This is a genomic window from Lacticaseibacillus sp. 30 (assembly GCF_053819265.1).
In genome coordinates, this window is the sequence record NZ_JBSOQX010000002.1 from 181,856 (window position 1) to 200,089 (window position 18,234).

The window sequence follows — 18,234 nt, forward strand, 5'->3', positions numbered from 1 at the left end:
CGTTCGCAGTTTGACTCAGAAATGTCGGGATGCATATTTTTAGAGGAGGCTCGCTGTGTTAGCAAAACCAGCTGCACAATTCACACTTGAAGAAGCTCAGGCGGAAGTCGAAAAGCTTCGGAAGCAACTGAATCAATGGCGTCTTGAGTATTACACCAAGGATGCGCCAACTGTGACCGATAACGTCTATGACGATCATTATCGCGATTTACAGGCACTCGAGGAGGCTTATCCCAAGTTAGTCACGCCTGATTCGCCAACTCAAGAAGTCGGCGATGTCATTAATTCGGACTTTGCCAAGGTGCAACACCCAATTCCGATGTTGTCGATGGGCGATGTTTTTTCGTTCGAAGAGCTGAGTGAATGGGATGCTCGCATGCAAAGCAATGTCGGCCATCCGGTGGATTACAATGTTGAGTTGAAAATCGACGGGTTGGCTTTATCTCTGATTTATGAAAACGGCAAACTCGTTCAAGGCTCAACACGTGGTGATGGTAATGTCGGTGAAGATGTGACCAGAAATGTGTTGACCATTGCGTCAGTTCCCAAGCAGTTAAAGCAGCCACTTTCACTCGAGGTACGGGGTGAATGTTATATGCCTAAGGCGGCGTTTGCCAAGCTGAATGCGCGGCAGGAAACTGAGGGCGGCACGCCTTTTGCCAATCCACGTAACGCGGCAGCTGGATCACTCCGACAGTTAGACGCCAAAGTCACCGCTGCTCGAGAGCTGGATACCTTCATTTATACGTTAATTGAACCAGAGCAGTTTAACGTGACCACGCAGCATGAGGCGATTGCGTTTATGCAGGCACTTGGATTTACAACAAATCCAAGTTCAGAAGTGGCTGGTGACATGCAGGCGATTGACACCTACATTAAGAAGTACACCACCGACCGTGATGCGTTGCCTTACGGAATTGATGGGATCGTTTTGAAAGTGAACGATTTGGCGCTGCAAGCGCAACTAGGCAACACCGTTAAAGTGCCACGCTGGGAAATTGCCTACAAATTCCCACCTGAAGAAGCAGAGACCGTCATTCATGACATTGTCTGGACAGTTGGTCGAACCGGTGTGGTCACGCCGACTGCCGTGATGGACCCCGTTCAGCTTGCTGGAACCACAGTGGCACGTGCCACGTTGCACAACGCGGATATGATTCGTGATAAAGATATTCGCATCGGCGACACCGTCATGTTGCACAAAGCAGGCGACATTATTCCTGAAGTTTCGCGGGTACTGGTTGCTAAACGTCCAGCGGATACGCCACCGGCGCCGATTCCAGAGGTCTGCCCGTCATGTGGCCAAAAACTGGTCCATCTCGACGATGAAGTAGCTTTGCGTTGCATCAACCCGATGTGTCCGGCACAGGTCCAAGAGCAGCTCACCCATTTTGCGTCTCGCAACGCGATGAATATCGATGGCTTAGGCCCGAAGATTGTGGCACAGTTGCAGGCCAAACATCTGGTAAAAGATGTCGCTGATTTGTATCACCTCACAGCTGCGGATCTGGCGAAATTAGATAAGTTTAAAGAAAAATCAATTAATAATTTGTTAAGTGCGATCAACAACAGTCGGCAAAACTCGGTAGAACGCCTAATCTTTGGGTTGGGCATTCGGCACGTTGGCGGTAAAGCCGCACGAATTCTGGCCGAGCATTTCGGCGATTTGGATCATCTGATGACCGCCAGTCAAGAGGCGATCGCAGATGTGCCAAATATCGGGCCGACCATTGCGGAAGCGATCGTGACGTATTTTAAAGCCGCAACGGTTCAAAAGTTGATCACTCAGTTGCGCGAAGCTGATGTTAACCTGCGTTACACCGGACCGACCAAACCAGTGGTCAAAGATAGTTTTGTTGCAGGAAAAACCGTTGTGATTACCGGTAAGTTTGCCGAGTTTTCGCGGCCAGCACTCACGAAGCAGCTAGAAGGATTAGGAGCCAAGGTCACAGGTTCAGTTTCAAAGAAAACGGACCTCCTGATCGCTGGCGACGCGGCTGGCAGTAAGTTGGCAAAGGCACAAAGCTTGAATGTCCCAATCATGAATGAGACGGAATTGCTGGCGAATTTGAAGGATTGAGGAACATCAATGAAGAAATTTTTAACGTTAACTTTGCTGGCTGGGGCTGCGGTGTTGTTAGCAGCCTGTGGCAAGTTGAATTTTGACAGTGGCAGCAGCAGTACTAGTGGCACAAAAACCGGTAGTTACCAAACCACCGGCACGGTTGATAATAGTATGTATCAAGGCGTTATCAAAAACGGACGTTATCAGACGAGCAGCGCCCGTGGTTTGACGTTGCAGCAGAATGATCAAGGCGAGAACAACTTCAATATTAAAAGTATGGAAAGTGGTCTCGAAAACCTAGCCAAAGCACAGTTTCCAACTGACAAATATAGTTTTGAAGAAGGTCAGTTGTTAAGTACGGCAACTGCTAAAAGTTGGCTGAAACGTGAAGCCAAGGACAACAAAGACGGCCTTAATCCGGTTGATAATGGCAAAACCGATCCTGATACCCGCAATCCGATTTATTTGCAGCAGATTTTAGAGCAGGATTTCATGGTGCAAGACGGTAATAGTATGAAGCTGGGCGGAATCGCAATTGCGCTTGGTATGAATAAGGTTGATTACTATACAAAGACGGAATACGGTGCCCAGTATCAAACCGAAATTTCCGATGAGGCGATCAAGAAACAAGGTGAAGCAATCGCTGCCAAGGTCGTCGCTCGTTTGCGCGCCATGAGTAAAGTACCGAATAATATTCCGATCATTGTCGGTATCTACAAGAATGCTGAACAAGATAGTCTCGTTGGCGGTGTTTATACTGAGCAGACAACCAGTAAAACCGGCACCAATTTAGGCGATTGGAAGAAGCTTGACCAACAGAATGAAGTGTTGCCAGTGGTGAGCGATCATAAGGCGATTAACAGTACCGTGGCCAATGACTTTTCGAATTTTACGAACCAAGTGAAGGGCTTCTTCCCGACTTTAGCTGGGATTACGGCACAGGCGCATTATGAAGGTGGTAATCTAGCCGGCATGAACATTACGGTTAACACACAGTTTTATGGGTTGACCGAAATTCAGAGCTTTACGCAATATATTTCAACGGCCGCTAGCAAGTATCTACCCTCTGGCGTGCCGATTGAGATCACGATTCAGAGCACGCAAGGCATGCAGGCCTTTGTATCGCGAAGTTCTGGCGACAAAGGCTTTTATACCCATGTATTCGGGAGCTATTAGCCGAATCTATGGTAAACTACGAATGATAATGAAACTGAAAGCGGGGATAGCATGATTTCTAAAGACAGTGTTGCGCATGTGGCAGGATTGGCCAAGTTGCAATTTTCTGAAACGGAACTGGAGAAATACACCAGCCAGCTCTCCGAGATTCTCGATATGGTTGAACAACTAGAAAGTGTTCCGACGCAAGATGTGCCGGTAACTACCCAGAGTATTCATCTGGAAAATGTGATGCGAGCGGATGTCGCTAAGCCAGGCGAGCCGGTAGCGGACTTGTTGAAAAATGTGCCAACCAAGAAGGGCACGTTGATCCAAGTTCCAGCGATCATCGATAAAGAGGAGGACTAGCGCGTGGATTACTTTAAAACCAGTATCGATCAATTGCATGAGCAGTTACGCTCCGGCAAGGTGACCAGCAGTCAATTGGTTGACGAGACATTGGCCGGCATCAACCAGTTGGATGCTGAAGTAGATGCCTTCTTAGCGCTGAATGCTGATGGCGCCAAGGAAAAGGCTGCTGCAGTAGATGCAGCCGGTATTGCTGACGATCAACCACTAGCCGGTGTGCCAATTGCTATCAAAGACAACATTGTCACCAAAGGCGTTGTCACGACGGCAGCGTCCAAGATGCTTGCCAACTTCAATCCGATTTATGATGCGACCGTTATGCAAAAGCTTGATGCAGCCGGTGCGATCAATGTTGGTAAAACCAACATGGACGAATTCGCAATGGGCTCGTCAACAGAAAACTCCGCTTTTAAAACGACTAAAAACGCTTGGGATCACACGCGCGTTCCCGGTGGGTCGTCAGGCGGCTCCGCGGCAGCTGTCGCAGCTGGTGAAGTGATTGCCGCACTGGGCAGTGATACAGGCGGTTCCATTCGTCAGCCTGCTGCTTTTAACGGCATCGTCGGGGTCAAACCGACATACGGCCGCGTTTCTCGCTGGGGTTTGATTGCCTTTAGTTCCAGCCTTGATCAGATCGGAACGCTGACTCGACATGTTAAAGACGCTGCGCAGTTGCTGAATGTGATTGCTGGTCATGACGAACGTGATAGCACCACAGCGGACACACCCGTACCGGACTTTACCGCCAAAATCGGTCAGGATATCAAGGGGATGAAGATCGCTTTGCCAAAGGAATACTTAGGCAAAGGGGTTGACCCAGCGGTTGCGGACAAGATTAAAGCAGCTGCCAAGCAGTTCGAAGACATGGGCGCGACGGTGACAGAAGTGTCACTGCCACATACGCAATATGCGGTGCCATCTTACTACATCATCGCCAGCTCCGAAGCCAGCTCCAATCTGCAGCGCTTTGATGGCATTCGTTATGGTTTCCGCGCCAAGGATGTCAAAAATATTGAGGATGTTTATGTTCGTTCTCGATCCGAAGGTTTTGGCCCAGAAGTCAAGCGACGTATCATGCTGGGCACCTTCAGTTTGTCAGCCGGCTTTTATGATGCATACTTCAAAAAGGCAGGGCAGGTTCGAACTTTGATTACCCGTGACTTTGAAGATGTCTTCAAAGATTATGATCTGATTATTGGACCGACAACCCCAACCGTTGCGTTCAAAATTGGCGAAAAAGTCACCGATCCAGTTACCATGTACATGAACGACATTTTGACAATTCCGGTCAATCTTGCCGGCTTACCGGCGGCATCCGTGCCAGCTGGTTTCGTTGATGGCATGCCAGTCGGCTTACAGCTGATCGGCAAACATTTTGACGAAAGCACGATCTTCCAAGTTGCTGCGGCTTTTGAAGCACAAAACGACTACTTAGCACAGATCCCGGGGGGCAAGTAAGATGAACTTTGAAACAACAATCGGGCTTGAAGTCCACGTTGAGTTGAAAACCAAATCGAAAATGTTCTCACCATCACCTGTCACTTATGGTCAGGAACCCAACACCCAGACAAACGTGATTGACTGGGGATTCCCAGGCGTTTTGCCGAGCATCAATCGCGGGGCCTATCAACTTGGCATCATGGTGGGGCTGGCATTGCATGCTGACATCACGCGTTTGACTCATTTTGATCGGAAAAACTATTTCTATCCTGACAATCCTAAGGCTTATCAAATCACTCAAAGTGAGAAGCCTTTGGGCACCAATGGCTGGGTGGAAATTGAAGTTGACGGTAAGAAGAAAAAGATTGGTATCGCAGAACTGCATGTTGAAGAAGATGCCGGGAAGAACCAGCACGAAGACGATGGTTATTCCTATGTTGATTTGAACCGTCAAGGCACACCGCTGGTCGAAATTGTTTCCAAACCGGATATCACCAGTCCAGAAGAAGCTTATGCTTATCTGGAAACCTTGCGCCAAATCGTTCAGTTCACAGGGGCTTCCGACGTTAAGATGGAAGAAGGCTCTATGCGGGTTGATACCAATTTGTCAGTGCGGCCAATTGGACAGGAACATTTTGGTACCAAGACCGAAATCAAGAACCTGAACTCCTTCGTGCATGTTCGCGATGGCCTCGCATTTGAAGAAAAACGGCAGCAGGCTGTGCTTTTGAGCGGCGGTGAAGTGCGTCAGGAAACCCGGCGCTGGGATCCAGATGCTAAAGAAACGCTTCTGATGCGGGTTAAGGAAGGCGCCGATGATTATCGTTACTTCCCTGAACCAGACCTGCCACCAGTGGCTGTTTCCCAGAAATGGATTGACGACATTCAGGCTTCTTTACCGCAACCGCCAGCAGAGCGCCGGCAGCGTTACATCGAAGACTGGGGAATTCCAGCTTATGATGCCGGTGTCCTGACGCAGACGAAGGAAATGTCAGATTTCTTCGAAGCAACTGTGGCGCAAGGCGCTGATGCCAAGCAAGCGTCTAACTGGCTGATGGGTGAGGTTTCCGGTTTCTTGAATGCCCAACACGTTGAACTGGGGCAAGTTGCCTTGACGCCAGCGCATTTGGCAGGCATGATCAAGCTTATTGGTGATGGCACGATTTCCAGTAAAATGGCCAAAAAGGTCTTTAAGGAAATCATTCAACATGATACTGATCCGGATAAGTGGGTCCATGAAAAAGGTCTGATCCAACTTTCCGATCCGGCTAAATTGACCCCGATTATTGACGAAATTCTCGATAATAACCAGCAAAGTATCGATGACTTCAAAGCTGGTAAGGACCGGGCAATTGGCTTCCTAGTTGGTCAGATCATGAAACAAACACATGGTCAGGCAAACCCTAAAGTGGTCAACCAGATTTTGATGGCTGAGATTAAGCAACGATAAGTGATACTGACTATCTAGCAATTCAGTTCGGATAATAGCCTCGACATGTAGACAATGTTCTTTGTTGTTTACATGCCGAGGTTATTGCGCAAATTGCTAGTCTTGCTATTGTGGCGGCAGATGGGAAGTACCAAGAAAAATAGGCTCAAAAGTTGCTCATGATTGAAGCTTTTGAGCAAGACATTGACGATTCACGATTATGACAAAGACTGTTTCCGCCAGCAACGGGCCAGCAGTCCAGTATTGTTAAAACGTTTAAGGAGCATTGACCGATGAGAAAACGGGCGCGTTTGATATACAACCCTACATCCGGCAACGAAGGTTTAAAGCGCTTCGTCCCCGACATTTTGGATATCATGGAACAGGCAGGATATGAAAGTTCAACCTTTCAAACAACCCCGAAGCCTTTTTCTGCACGTGAAGAAGCAAAGCGTGCCACTGAAGCGGGTTTCGACTTAATTGTCGCTGCTGGTGGCGATGGTACGATTAATGAAGTGGTTAATGGGATTGCACCAGCTAAAAAACGCCCAAAAATGGCGATTATTCCAGCAGGGACGACCAATGACTACGCGCGTGCTTTGCGGATTTCGCGGGATGATCCGGTTGAGGCGGCCCAAGTGATTCTCAAAGGCCAAACCCTTGCGATGGATATTGGCCAAGCCAATCATCATTATTTTATGAATATCGCGGCTGGTGGTTTGTTGAGCGAACTCACTTATTCTGTGCCATCTGAAGTTAAATCTATTTTTGGCTATTTTGCCTATGTGATTAAAGGCGCCGAGATGTTACCAGCGGTGCGGACGGTGCCGATGAAACTGGAATATGATGGCGGGGTTTATGATGGACCCGCCAGCATGTTTTTCCTCGGCCTTACCAATTCTGTGGGCGGTTTTGAGCAGATCGTGCCGGATGCTGCGCTTGGTGATGGCAAGTTCTCCTTAATTATTGTTAAAACAGCGAACATGGCGAATTTGCTGAAGCTAATGGCGCTTGTCTTCAACGGTGGTCGCCACGTGGATGATCCCAATATTATCTATACAAAAACTAAAAAGTTGCGGGTGAAGGCCGGCGGAGACGATCCGTTGAAAATTAACCTTGATGGTGAATACGGCGGCGATGCGCCGATGACGTTTATTAATTTGAAGCAACATATTGCCATGTATGCTAATCTAGACGAGATCCCGACCAAGAATCTTGGTACGGACGCGCAGAAGCAGAAGGACTACATGGCCGAAGTCGAATCCATTTCTCATCAAGATATTGATGGTGATGGACAGATCGGCTCACAAGACGAAAAGGATGACTAATTTGGCCCAACCAGCTGTAACCAAGAACCAAGATCTGGAAGTTACCATTCAAGATCTCACTTATGAAGGGATGGGCGTTGCCAAAGTCGACGGCTTTCCGCTTTTCATTGAAGATGCCCTGCCTGGCGAAAAAATGCAGGTGCATGTCCTCAAAACGCAGAAACAATATGGCTTTGCCAAAGTTGTCAAACGATTGAGCGACTCACCGGATCGTGTTCCCGGTGCAGATAGCACTTATATCCGCACGGGGATTGCGCCACTGTCGATCTTGGCATATCCGGCACAATTGCAATTTAAGCAGAAACAAATTCAAGAACTTTATAAAAAAGCGCATCTTGATATTGCGGTGCTGCCGACCATCGGGATGACGAATCCTTTAGGCTATCGCAACAAGGCGCAAGTACCGGTTCGTACCGTGAATGGCGAACTGCAAACTGGCTTTTATAAAAAACACAGCCACGACCTCGTACCAATTGAAGACTTTCTGATTCAAGATCCGAAAATTGACCAAGCCATTGTGGTGGTGCGTGATCTTTTACGAAAATACCATGTGCCAGCTTATGATGAACGCGCTAATAAAGGCGTTATTCGTAACATCATGGTGCGCCGGGGCCATTATACGAAGCAGATGATGATTGTCTTGGTGTCACAAACTTGGCAAGTGCCGCATCTCAAAGATATTGTCGAAGAGATCACCTTAGCATTACCAGAAGTAACGAGTGTGGTTGTGAACTTGAATGACAAACGAACCAACGTCATTCTAGGCCGCAAGTCACGAACCATTTACGGCGAGGACTATTTGCTGGATAAGTTGCTAGGCAGTGAATTCCAGATCTCGCCAGTCAGTTTTTATCAGGTTAATCCGATTCAGACTGAGGTGCTTTACAAAAAGGCCATTGAGGCTGCTGGTCTGACTGGTAAGGAAAATGTGATCGATGCTTATTCAGGTATCGGGACGATTTCCTTGACGATGGCACGTCATGCCAAACATGTTTACGGCGTCGAAGTGGTTGAACCTGCTGTGCGCGATGCCCGGGCAAACGCGGTGCGCAATCACATCGATAATGTCACCTTTGAAGTCGGCAAGGCGGAGGAGGTCATCCAACGCTGGAAAGACAACGAACTGCCAGTGGATGTGCTCATGGTCGATCCGCCGCGCAAAGGACTGGATAAAAGTTTCATCGACGCTGTCGGTTATATGAAGCCGCCAAAGATCGTCTATGTGTCCTGCAACCCCGCGACTTTGGCAAGAGATTTGCAGCTGCTAGCCGCCTTTGGCTACACAGCAAAGGAAACCCAGCCAGTGGACATGTTCCCGCAGACGCAGCATATTGAGAGTATTACGGCTTTGGCGTTGGCGAAGTAAGACTGCACAACTATCATGGCGCAACTCAAAGAGGCACCCGCACATCAATTGATTGCTGCGGGTGCCTCTTTTTGACTGTAGCAGGTATGAATATCTGTTGATTCAGTATCAGTTCTATTTCAGTTGAGATTTCGCCTTAGTCCGAGCTGGCTCCGCGGCGATTGGGCTGGAACGTGGTGGGCACGACTTCAAGCCCGCAAAGCCCGCGGTCTTGAAGCTCGGCCTTGGTCTAAGCGGAGAAAACCACTCCACTAAGACCAATCTCACCACTGAGCCCATCGCCGCTCCGCCAGCTCTCATGATTCTATTTTAGAACACGATCAGCATGTCGATCTTATTGTTGATTGAGGCTCGTATTTGGCACAAGCACTGACTGAACGACAAGATCTTGATTCTTTGTGAGTTTGCAGTTGTGTCCACCACTCAAGCTTCGCAGTCGGCACCCCTGAATTGCCGCGGAACCAGCTCGAACTTTTACACTAGGCTTTTATTTTGGGCAAATCATGATAACACCCTAAATATTTGCTCATTCAAGTTGCTATAATAGGGCCATTTCCCTTATGATCAGTAGCAGTGACAAGAAATGGGGGAGTATGGTGCAGCAAAAGACTTTAGCAATGAAATGGTTATTTCTGGGTTCGTTGATTACGAATACCGGGATCAGCCTGATCTGGCCGTTAACAACGATTTATATGCATGAATATTTAGGTGAACCACTAACGGTTGCAGGGATTGTTCTTTTTGCTAATTCCATGTTTATGGTGATCGGTAACAGTTTCGGTGGGTGGTTATTTGATCATTGGCAGCCATATGGGACAGTTCTTGCTGGTATTGGCCTGAATCTTTTTGCGACTGGTATGCTGATTTTCTTCCATGGATGGCCGGCTTATCCACTGCTGTTAGTTGTGTCCGGTCTTGGCAGCGGTATCACAACGACGGCGATTAATTCCTATGCGACTCGGATTCAGAATAAACGACCGAGTGTCGTGTTCAATATTCTCTACTTTACATCGAATCTAGGGTTGGTTATCGGCACTTTAATTGTCGGATTTGTGCTGCCTTATGGTATTGGCGTTGTTTTCGCTTTGGCAACTGGCTTATTTGCCTTATTTTTAGTGGTTGCTTTGTTGCATTATCGAATTGATAAAGTGGCGATTGCGACTGCGACCACGCAAACTGTTAGCGGCGAGCGCAACCCAGCCAAGCCGCGGTTAGTCATGTTGATGGTGACCTTATTTGTGACCTGGCTAATGTATGAGCAATGGCAGAGTAATATTTCTGCTTTCATGTTAGGCGAAGGTTTGACGATTAAGGATTATAGTTTCTTGTGGACGATTAATGCCTTACTGATTGTGCTATTCCAGCCAATTTTGACGGCGTTTGATCGCTGGTTATTGCAACACATTCGCTTGCGTTTGATTGGCGGTTTTGTCTTGTTTGCCGGATCATTTTTGCTTTTGTTGAACGGTTCAGGACAGTATATAACGTTCATCGTGGCGATGATTGTTTTAACCATGGGTGAAGTCTTGGCCTTACCAGCAGTCTCGACTTATGTCACCTTGTTTACGCCATTGGCACAGCAAGGGCGTTATCAGGGATTGATTCAAGGCTTTGCTTCAGCTGGTCGCGCATTGGGTCCGTTGTTAGGAGCAATGGTGATTGAGGGCACCGGCAGCTATCAGTTGTTGTTTGTTGGTGCCACAGGCTTAATTTTGTTGGCGGCTTTGGGTTTTGCCTTCAGTGTTCGCCAGAGTATTCCGGCCCTGAACGACCCATTGCACCCGGTTACCCACCAGCAGTCGTGAAGGCTGAAAAGAATCGTTCGAGGGGATTATGAAAAAGAGAGGGGCTTTTGATTTGCGTTATCGACTGATTTTAAGTGACATTGACGGGACGCTGCTGAATTCAAATCACCAGTTGACCGATGAAGTTAAAACGGCCATCAAGGAATACGCGGCTGCTGGCGGAACCTTTGTGCTGGCTTCTGCGCGGCCGCCTTTGGCCATGACTGCATTGGCACATCAGATGGGTCTCGACGTGCCACTTGCCAGTCTCAACGGCGCCGTCATTTGCCAACCGCAACATGGCGATTTAAAAATCCTGTCCGCAACGCCTTGGCCCGCTGGCATTGGTAGCCAAGCATACGAAGCGTTAGCTAAACTGGCACTCAGTCTGAATATTTTCAGTGGCGCGCATTGGTATGTGAACGTGGTGGATGCGTGGGTCCAACAAGAAGCCGCAATCACAGGCTTTGGCGCAGAAACTGTGCCTATGGAACAAATGCTGGCGGAAGGATTGCCAGTGCATAAAATGCTGTGCATGGGTGAGCCTGCTGTGGTTGATCGCGCGGAAGCCATCATTCTTGCCCATCCGGAGTGGCAATTGGTCGCTAGCCGTTCGAAACGAACCTATCTAGAAATTGTGCGGCAAGGCGTGTCAAAAGAAGCCGCTCTTCGCCAACTCAGTGACCTGTTTGCCATCCCCATGACTGAGACGATGGCGTTGGGCGATGGCGAAAATGATTTGCCAATGTTAAAAACTGCTGCACTTGGGGTGACCTTGGCCAATGGGTTGCCTGTGGTATTAGATGCAATTAAAACTGTTGTCCCTGACAACGATCATGATGGTGCAGCGGTCGCCATCAGAAAATATGCGATGGCCAAAGCATAATCAAAAAGGCGCCTTGACAGGATTCAATTTTGTCGAGGCGTCTTTTTATTCTGTATAAAATAGTTTTAAACGAATCTATTTAGTCCTTCAAAGCCTCAACAGCATGTTCAAGCTGCTGCTTTTGAGCATCGGAAATCTCTGGATATTTTAGCGGCAAAGCGGTGACTTCTTGATTGATAATCTGCGAAACAATCAGCCGTGAATACCATTTATCGTCAGATGGAATGATGAACCAAGGATTGGCTTTAGTTGCCGTGTTCTGAATAGCCTCTTGATAGGCTTTTTGATAATCATCCCAGTAGCGGCGTTCCTTAATATCAGCCAGTGAAAACTTCCAATTCTTTTCCGGAACCTCGATACGCTTAAGGAATCGATTTTTTTGTTCTGCTTTGGAAAGGTGCAGGAAAAATTTCAAAATTAGAATCCCGTTGCGCCGTGCGTAAGCTTCTAAAGCTTTAATATCATTGAACCGTTCAGACCAAAGACTATCGGAAACGTCCTGAACACTGTCGATACCAGGCAGGTTTTCCTTGAGTAACAATTCGGGATGGACGCGGTCAACGAGGACTTCTTCATATTGCGAGCGGTTGAAAACTGTTAATTCGCCGCCAGCGGGGAAGGCCTTGTGAATCCGCCACAAAAAATCATGATCTAGCTCCAGCTCAGTCGGCACTTTGAACGAGACAACTGAGGTGCCTTGTGGATTAACCCCAGACATCACATGCTCGATCATACTGTCTTTTCCGGCAGCATCCATGCCTTGGAAAATGATCAAAACACTGTATTGTTTTTGCGCGGCTAAATGTTGCTGTACTTTTGATAATGTTTTGATGTTATTCTCAATATCTGCTTTAATTTGATCTTTTTTATTTTTAAAACTATCTGGCGGTGTGGTCGTGAAGGCTTTCATATCAAACTTGCCTTTACCGTCAAACCGATATTGTTCTAATGCCATCTCATCACCCTCTCTGTCTTATTGCTTTTAAGATAGAAGTTTCAAGGACATTGTGCAAGCAATTGACGCGCTTGCTTAGTCAAACTATGCTTGCATTATCGCATTTAAAAACCGCAGGAGGAGCATCAGATTTTGGTTCGACGAATGCGCTTAAAAGGAGGAATTTTGATGTCATTACCACGTATTCAAGATGATTTATATATGGCGGTCAACGGGACTTGGCAGCAGAACACGGTGATCCCGCCTGACAAAAGCGTCGTGAGTGCTGACAGTGATCTAACTGATAGCATTCGAATCAAGTTGGTAGCCGATTTGAAGAAAATAAACGCGGCACCACAAGCCGCCGATTTACCACTGCAAAATGCCGCACGACTATTTGCTAAGGCTAATGATAAAGTTCGACGCAACCAACTCGGCATGACACCGGTTCGTGCACGGCTGGATAAAATTGCTGGGCTTAAAACGCTGGCCCAGTTTCGTGCAGCACTGCCAAAACTACTAGCGGAGCAATATGTGTTGCCAGTAAGCCCGTACGTTGATGCTGATATGCACGATGCGGCTCACAATATTTTGAATCTTGGCGGTCCGGCCACGATTTTACCTGACGCTGCCATGTATCAAACCGATGATGCAGAGAATGCGGCAGATTTAGCTGCATGGTCGAAAATGGTCGCGACGCTTTTGGGTGAGGCCGGTTTTGACCAGACAGCACAAGCGCACTATGTGGCGGCGGCTAAAAGCTTTGATCGCCGATTGGCTGCGTTCATTCCGGCAAATGTCGATTTTGCCGTTGATAGCACCTTTGACAATCCGCTAACCTGGACTGAATTTGTAGAAGATGCTGGCTTCTTAGGCATTCCCGAAGCTTTGGCTGCTAAAATGCCGCAGACACCGACGAAGGTCAACGCCGTGGTGCCTGCTTATCTGCCGCATCTGTCGACATTAATCACCGAAGCAAACTATCCAGAGTGGCAAGCATGGATGCTGATTAGCGAACTATTGGCTTGTGCTGATTATTTAAGCGATGATAGCCGCCAACTTGCTGGTCAATATGACCGTTTTTTGGCTGGACAGCCTGAGCCCGAAGCTTGGGAAAAGCATGCTTTTGGAGTTGCCAACGACTATTTTGATGATGCAATTGGTCAGTATTATGGCCAAACTTATTTTGGCGCGGATGCGAAAGCGGATATTACCGCGATGGTCAAGGAAATTTTGCAACAATATCAAGTTCAACTTGAACACAATACTTGGTTAAGCCCAGCGACTAAGCAGAAGGCTATCCGCAAATTAGCGACTATGAAAATTAAAATGGGTTATCCAGATCAACTTTTCCCGCTTTACGCGACCCTGCATGTCGAGCCAGAGCCTGATTTACTGCCGACCATTTTGCAATTGAGCCAGCAGACGCAAGACTTTTGGCTTCAGCAGGTGGGTCAGCCAGTGGATCGCAATGTTTGGGGGATGCCGGGGCACCTTGTGAATGCCTGCTACGATCCGATGAAAAATGACATCACCTTCCCAGCCGGGATTTTACAGCCGCCATACTACTCACTGAACTGGACCCGAGCGCAAAATCTTGGCGGTACCGGTGCTACCATCGGTCACGAGATTTCACATTCGTTCGATAATAATGGCGCCTTGTATGATGAATACGGCACGTTAAATAATTGGTGGACGGTTGAGGACAAACAAGCCTTCGACAAGTTAGTGACAGCTATTGCGGATCAATTTGACGGTTTATTGTATGAAGGCGTCAAAGTGAATGGCCGACTGACGGTTAGCGAAAACATCGCCGATAATGCCGGCATGGCGGTGGCGTTGGACTTGTTAGGGGATTCGGCTGACCCGAAAGTGCTGCAAGACTTCTTTATTGCCTATGCTCGTTCTTGGGCGACCAAAATGCGGCCAGAGCGCGCTAAAACGGTGTTGCGGCAAGATGTCCATGCCCCGGCGACCTTGCGGGTTAATGTCCCTGTGCAAAACTTTGAGGCGTGGTATCAAGCTTTCGATGTACAGCCGACCGATGGTATGTATCGACTGCCCGCAAAGCGCGTCACGATTTGGCGTCGGTAGCATTTAAACACATTTGTTTTAAATAAAACCGATATTAGTAGGCCTATCTTGTCCCTGAAATCGCCTCATAACGCTGTGTGTCAGTTATTAGTTGTCTTTAAATCTAAAATGAAACTGAGATGATCACCATGAGCGCCAGCCGTCGTTGGTTGATTTTGATTGCAACTTCAATTGTGTCCTTTATGGCTACATTGGATGCCAGCATCGTCAATATTGCTTTGCCCTATATTGCCCGGGAGCTGAAGGTGCCGATGAGCACCATCGAACTTGTCACATCAGTTTATATGATCGCGATTTGTGTCCTGCTTATTTTCTGGGGGAAGTTGTCTGACAGTGTGGGTCGGATCTGGTTGTTTCAGTTGGGGACCATTTTGTTTGCACTAGGCTCGCTTTTTTGCGGACTATCCATGACCTTACCATGGTTATTAACGGCCCGACTGATTCAAGCCACTGGAGCCGCGATGACGATGGCGACTAATTTTGGCATTATCACCGCCATTTTTCCGATGAATCAGCATGGTCGCGCGCTCGGGGTCAACAGTGCCTTGTTGCAACTCGGCAATATCGCTGGTCCCGGTATTGGCGGCGGGGTGTTGGCGGTTTTAAGCTGGCATTGGATCTTTTTGATTAATGTGCCGGTTGCGCTGGTGGCGTTTTTAATTGGCGTGCTGGTTTTTCCAAGGCAGCGGCCGTCCTTGGCGGGTGCCCACATGGATTGGCCGGGATATGGCAGTTATTCGGTCATCATTTTGGGCTTTTTCATCACGGTGTTCTGGGCACAAACAGCCGGATTGTCGTGGGTGACGCTGTTACCAGGGATGCTTGCGTTCGTCGCTCTTGTGGCTTTTGTGCAGATTGAGCGATATGCATCTGATCCGCTGATTCCATTTGCCATTTTCAAAAATCCGGGTTTCACGATTGGTATTCTGACTGCGATGATCGTCTATATGCTCGGCTATTTTAATAGCGTGATCATGCCGTTTTATCTGGAGGAAACATTAGGCTTGAGTGCGTTAACAGCGGGCTTTTGTATGATGGCAATTCCGGCGGCCAATGTTATCAGTGCGCCAATTGGCGGGAATCTGGGCGATCATTTCGGAGCAGAACGGGTGTCTTTCTTCGCGCTGTTTCTCTGGTGTATGCCGATGGGGTTGTTTGCCGCGGCAACCCCAAACTGGCCGTTGGGTTGGATCGTGTTTGGCCTCGCGTGGTCAGGATTGGCCAATGGCGCTTTTCAAAACAATCCGATGATGATGGACAATGTCGCGCCGAAGTTTCAAGGACTGGCGGGGTCCATGGCTGCGCTTGGCCGTAATTTGGGGATGACAATAGGTGTTGCCTTGGTGACAAGCTTGTTGTACCTGAATATGAGTACGCAGGCCGGTCGGTACATTCATGATTATCCGCATGGCCATCCCCAGTGGTTTATCTATGGCATGCACCGCAGCTATGATTTTGCTCTGTTACTCTTATTGCTAGCTGTGCTGCTGCTAGGCTGGTTGAACCTGCATCGGCTGCACGAGCGTAAACAGTCGTTAAGTTGAAAATTAAAAAAAGAGACAAGTTCTGCGACCGATTATCAGGCGAAAACGCATGGTAAACAGCCGAAAACTTGGCTCTTTTTTCAGATTAATCTTTGCCAGCACGATCATAATGAATCCAGCCAGTTTCACGGACGCCAAGCTGATCATACAGATGCTGGGCGGCCATGATTGCTGATCCGTGTTTGCCAACTGCAGCCTGCATAACCGCGCTCATCAGCCAGTTGAAAGGCAGCCTGCATCAATTGTCGGGCCAAACCGTGGCGGCGAAACTTAGGGGCGACATAAACATCATTGATGATCAGCAACGGCTTGAGCGTGCGGGTGTCAAAACTACGATAAAGAATCGCAAAGCCGACCAGTTGCTGGTCCAACTCAGCCACAAGCAAAGCCCCTAATGTGGCATCAGTCCGTAGCTGATTCAGATGAGCAGCCATGGCACTTTCATCAATCGTAAGTGGGACAGGGCTGTCATGATAATAACCTTGAACGAGTGATAATAAAGGCGAGACGTCGTTGGTGATGGCAGGGCGAATGGACATTGGAAAAACCTCCTTGGCCATAATCTTGTCTTATTTTACCTTGAAGTACGCCTAATTAGCACCTTTTCATGCTTGATTAACTGGCTTTTGGACATTCTGAATAGCTACCAGACAGACTAAAAAAGACTGATTTGCCATATATAGACAAATCAGTCTTCGCTCTCATAAATAGTCTGTTGGAATTTAAAGATTGCAGCATTTGGCATGGCAAGGAAGTTTTAGCTTAGCACTTCATATGATTATTTGGGCTCTGACAAATTGTAGGTTTCAGAAGTTATCGTTCAGCCTGAGAGACAGTCATTGCCGATCGTCAGTAGCCATCGAGAAGACCGCGACACAACCAAAGCCGGTGTGGCTGGCGATGGTGGGGCCGATGTTGCCGACTTGCAGCGGTGTTTCAGGTGAGGCGGCATGCAATCGGTCTTTCACGAAGTTGGCGGCGTCATAATCGCCTGACGTTGAAATGATGACCCGGTGCGTCGGGTTGGCTTTAACAGCCTTCAGTGTTTCATCAGTTAAGTCGATCAGTGAACGTTTTCGGGCGCGGACTTTGCGCACAACGCGAAGTTTCCCAGCAGTATCGACGTCCATAACCGGCTTAATATTCAGCATCGTTCCAAGGGCTGCTGATGTCCGGGAAACCCGGCCACCATGATACAGAAAATCTAGCTTATCAACGGTGAACCACATCCGATAATGCAACCGATGATCTGTCAGCCATTGCGCTAACTCAGCAATCGGCATGCCAGCATCGCGTTTATCAATCGCATCCAACACAAATTGGCCTTCCCCCGCGCAAGCGGCTAATGTGTCGATTAAATAAATTTGGGCATCAGGATGCTTTTCTAACAACATCGCTTTAGCCTGTGTTGCAGAATCAAACGTACCGCTTAAACCACTGGAGAAACCAATGTATAGAATCGGTGTTTTGGCTTCAACATAAGGTGTGAAGAAATCCACAAATTGGCCAACGTTGACCTGTGTCGTTGTTGGCATCACATTTTGCTTGAGCTGCTGGTAAAAGGCATTGATATCGTATTTATCTTCGCCAAGATCGTCTTCGTATTCCTGACCATCGATTGTAAAATGCATTGAGACAAAATCCACATGATGATCGTGTAATGTTTGATAGGGTAAGTCGCAGCAAGAATCGGTTAAAAGCTGGTACATTAGGTTCACCTCTCGTTGCCCGTGGTTAGCCACGGGGTATTTCCATCAATGTTACGCTGTTTTATCTATTTCTGAAAGTGCCGCACGGCTTTTCAAACATAGCGAGTGTTTTTTAACGCCTAAAAACAAGA

13 protein-coding genes and 1 pseudogene are annotated in these 18,234 nt (G+C 47.9%); 11 read left to right on the forward strand and 3 right to left on the reverse strand.

Features of this window, described 5'->3' with window-relative positions; translation table 11 throughout:
* Positions 1 to 55 precede the first annotated feature (55 nt).
* The 9 genes from ligA (at position 56) to ACWPAB_RS02445 (ending at position 11,822) form a co-directional block, all read left to right on the forward strand.
* Positions 56 to 2,080, forward strand: coding sequence for an NAD-dependent DNA ligase LigA (gene ligA, locus ACWPAB_RS02405; protein WP_003569746.1), 2,025 nt, complete (start codon positions 56 to 58; stop codon positions 2,078 to 2,080).
* Positions 2,081 to 2,089: 9 nt separating this feature from the next.
* The gene (locus tag ACWPAB_RS02410; protein WP_003569748.1) at positions 2,090 to 3,241 is read left to right on the forward strand and encodes a CamS family sex pheromone protein; all 1,152 of its coding nucleotides are present in this window, start codon (positions 2,090 to 2,092) and stop codon (positions 3,239 to 3,241) included.
* Between the two features lie 51 nt (positions 3,242 to 3,292).
* Complete coding sequence (gene gatC / locus ACWPAB_RS02415) at positions 3,293 to 3,589, forward strand: Asp-tRNA(Asn)/Glu-tRNA(Gln) amidotransferase subunit GatC (RefSeq protein ID WP_003564470.1); 297 nt, start codon at positions 3,293 to 3,295, stop codon at positions 3,587 to 3,589.
* Positions 3,590 to 3,592: 3 nt separating this feature from the next.
* Entirely contained in the window at positions 3,593 to 5,047 is a 1,455-nt protein-coding gene (gene gatA, locus ACWPAB_RS02420) for an Asp-tRNA(Asn)/Glu-tRNA(Gln) amidotransferase subunit GatA (protein WP_003569751.1), read from the forward strand.
* Position 5,048: 1 nt separating this feature from the next.
* Entirely contained in the window at positions 5,049 to 6,479 is a 1,431-nt protein-coding gene (gene gatB, locus ACWPAB_RS02425) for an Asp-tRNA(Asn)/Glu-tRNA(Gln) amidotransferase subunit GatB (protein WP_003578560.1), read from the forward strand.
* A 272-nt stretch (positions 6,480 to 6,751) separates the two neighbouring features.
* Positions 6,752 to 7,786 carry a diacylglycerol kinase gene (locus ACWPAB_RS02430; protein ID WP_003564476.1) on the forward strand — a complete coding sequence of 345 codons (1,035 nt, stop codon included), beginning with the start codon at positions 6,752 to 6,754 and terminating at the stop codon, positions 7,784 to 7,786.
* Positions 7,779 to 9,152 (forward strand): 23S rRNA (uracil(1939)-C(5))-methyltransferase RlmD, encoded by a 1,374-nt coding sequence (gene rlmD, locus ACWPAB_RS02435; RefSeq protein WP_016373214.1) that lies wholly within the window; start codon positions 7,779 to 7,781, stop codon positions 9,150 to 9,152. Before ACWPAB_RS02430 ends, rlmD begins: the two co-directional genes overlap by 8 nt.
* A gap of 593 nt (positions 9,153 to 9,745) precedes the next feature.
* Positions 9,746 to 10,957 carry an MFS transporter gene (locus tag ACWPAB_RS02440; protein WP_016365028.1) on the forward strand — a complete coding sequence of 404 codons (1,212 nt, stop codon included), beginning with the start codon at positions 9,746 to 9,748 and terminating at the stop codon, positions 10,955 to 10,957.
* Positions 10,958 to 10,985: 28 nt separating this feature from the next.
* Positions 10,986 to 11,822 (forward strand): Cof-type HAD-IIB family hydrolase, encoded by an 837-nt coding sequence (locus tag ACWPAB_RS02445; protein ID WP_016363547.1) that lies wholly within the window; start codon positions 10,986 to 10,988, stop codon positions 11,820 to 11,822.
* Positions 11,823 to 11,901: 79 nt separating this feature from the next.
* Here ACWPAB_RS02445 and ACWPAB_RS02450 read toward each other — a convergent pair whose 3' ends face one another.
* Positions 11,902 to 12,777 (reverse strand): PPK2 family polyphosphate kinase, encoded by an 876-nt coding sequence (locus ACWPAB_RS02450; RefSeq protein WP_003587598.1) that lies wholly within the window; start codon positions 12,775 to 12,777, stop codon positions 11,902 to 11,904.
* Positions 12,778 to 12,945: 168 nt separating this feature from the next.
* On the opposite strand from ACWPAB_RS02450, the gene ACWPAB_RS02455 reads away from it, so the two are divergent.
* Positions 12,946 to 14,850, forward strand: a complete 1,905-nt coding sequence (locus ACWPAB_RS02455; protein ID WP_003569769.1) for a M13 family metallopeptidase — start codon at positions 12,946 to 12,948, stop codon at positions 14,848 to 14,850.
* A 119-nt stretch (positions 14,851 to 14,969) separates the two neighbouring features.
* Positions 14,970 to 16,394 carry an MFS transporter gene (locus ACWPAB_RS02460; RefSeq protein ID WP_003569772.1) on the forward strand — a complete coding sequence of 475 codons (1,425 nt, stop codon included), beginning with the start codon at positions 14,970 to 14,972 and terminating at the stop codon, positions 16,392 to 16,394.
* A gap of 85 nt (positions 16,395 to 16,479) precedes the next feature.
* On the opposite strand, the pseudogene ACWPAB_RS02465 reads toward ACWPAB_RS02460, so the two are convergent.
* Positions 16,480 to 16,933: pseudogene (locus ACWPAB_RS02465) on the reverse strand (N-acetyltransferase family protein).
* A 297-nt stretch (positions 16,934 to 17,230) separates the two neighbouring features.
* Positions 17,231 to 18,103 (reverse strand): DegV family protein, encoded by an 873-nt coding sequence (locus tag ACWPAB_RS02470; RefSeq protein WP_003569778.1) that lies wholly within the window; start codon positions 18,101 to 18,103, stop codon positions 17,231 to 17,233.
* Positions 18,104 to 18,234: the final 131 nt, after the last annotated feature.

Bases quoted from the DNA above. Each gene is read 5' to 3' on its own strand.
- ACWPAB_RS02410 (WP_003569748.1), top strand. From the start codon at position 2,090: ATGAAGAAATTTTTAACGTTAACTTTGCTGGCTGGGGCTGCGGTGTTG.
- gatC (WP_003564470.1), top strand. From the start codon at position 3,293: ATGATTTCTAAAGACAGTGTTGCGCATGTGGCAGGATTGGCCAAGTTG.
- gatB (WP_003578560.1), top strand. From the start codon at position 5,049: ATGAACTTTGAAACAACAATCGGGCTTGAAGTCCACGTTGAGTTGAAA.
- ACWPAB_RS02430 (WP_003564476.1), top strand. From the start codon at position 6,752: ATGAGAAAACGGGCGCGTTTGATATACAACCCTACATCCGGCAACGAA.
- rlmD (WP_016373214.1), top strand. From the start codon at position 7,779: ATGACTAATTTGGCCCAACCAGCTGTAACCAAGAACCAAGATCTGGAA.
- ACWPAB_RS02440 (WP_016365028.1), top strand. From the start codon at position 9,746: ATGGTGCAGCAAAAGACTTTAGCAATGAAATGGTTATTTCTGGGTTCG.
- ACWPAB_RS02445 (WP_016363547.1), top strand. From the start codon at position 10,986: ATGAAAAAGAGAGGGGCTTTTGATTTGCGTTATCGACTGATTTTAAGT.
- ACWPAB_RS02450 (WP_003587598.1), bottom strand. From the start codon at position 12,777: ATGGCATTAGAACAATATCGGTTTGACGGTAAAGGCAAGTTTGATATG.
- ACWPAB_RS02455 (WP_003569769.1), top strand. From the start codon at position 12,946: ATGTCATTACCACGTATTCAAGATGATTTATATATGGCGGTCAACGGG.
- ACWPAB_RS02460 (WP_003569772.1), top strand. From the start codon at position 14,970: ATGATCACCATGAGCGCCAGCCGTCGTTGGTTGATTTTGATTGCAACT.
- ACWPAB_RS02470 (WP_003569778.1), bottom strand. From the start codon at position 18,103: ATGTACCAGCTTTTAACCGATTCTTGCTGCGACTTACCCTATCAAACA.